The sequence below is a fragment of the Psychrobacter sp. T6-1 genome, assembly GCF_052258445.1.
This window is the reverse complement of record NZ_JBQQFC010000631.1, coordinates 1-826: the sequence shown is the minus strand read 5'-3', so window position 1 is coordinate 826 and position 826 is coordinate 1. Positions and strand designations below refer to the sequence as shown.

Annotated in this window: 1 protein-coding gene and 1 pseudogene; both read right to left on the bottom strand. The window is 45.8% G+C overall.

All coding sequences use genetic code 11. The features are described from left to right. Positions 1–239: pseudogene (locus tag ACTXGO_RS15050) on the bottom strand (hypothetical protein); the annotation flags it as partial. Positions 240–271: 32 nt separating this feature from the next. Next, positions 272–826: uroporphyrinogen-III synthase (locus ACTXGO_RS15045; RefSeq protein ID WP_443575088.1), on the bottom strand; the 555-nt coding region annotated here is incomplete at its 5' end.

Genomic DNA, 826 nt, shown 5'->3' with positions numbered 1-826 from the left:
TGGCTAACTGCAAACAGGCGGTCATCCATCTCATTTAAACGGCTGACCACGTGCTCGTTACTTTGCAAACGCTCTTTGATCTGATTCTCAAAACGCTGCTGATCAATATAAAGCCACACTAAAGCGATAGTGAGTAGCAAAATCACCAACCATTGCAAGCGTATCAGCAGCATATTGGCTTGCCGGCGCTGCTGATCTGCTGATGGGGCTGAGGAGGACGGCTTAGGAGGGATTGACATAGAGTACCGTGATTATGTTAAGCATTTTAGTATCAAGCATCTTTAAAGGCACAAAGGTTAGATTTGATAGTGGATAATATAGTCTCAGGCGCTAAGTCCTCTACGCGCCAGTATTCAAGCTTTGCATCATCTAACATATTAGCTAGGCGCTCGCCTAATACTATGTAAGTAAAATCATTTAGCCCAAATTTTTTTGTTACCAAAGATTTACAAGGTGCAGCGCGCCCTTGAGTGACGATACTTGTCCAGTGCTCAAAAGCGCTACCACTACTAATAAGGACAATGGGTTTTGAGGTAGTAAAAGTCGTCTGCTCACGCCAGCGCTGATAACTTTGCTGCGCATCAATAGGCATCACGCGCTCATACCAGGCAATACTATCGATATGGACACCGCGCGCCTGTAACGTATCAACCAATAACCGCCGACCACCTAAACCGCGCCATACAAGCAATTTATCACCTTTTTGTAGAGACTCAATCTCAGACATAGCGAGCATGCCTTCGTTGTTGGCAACCATAGGTTGTAGCACTTGATAGTTGATAGGGCGCTCATCACTTTGTAGGACAGCAGCTGTCGCTGTGCCAAC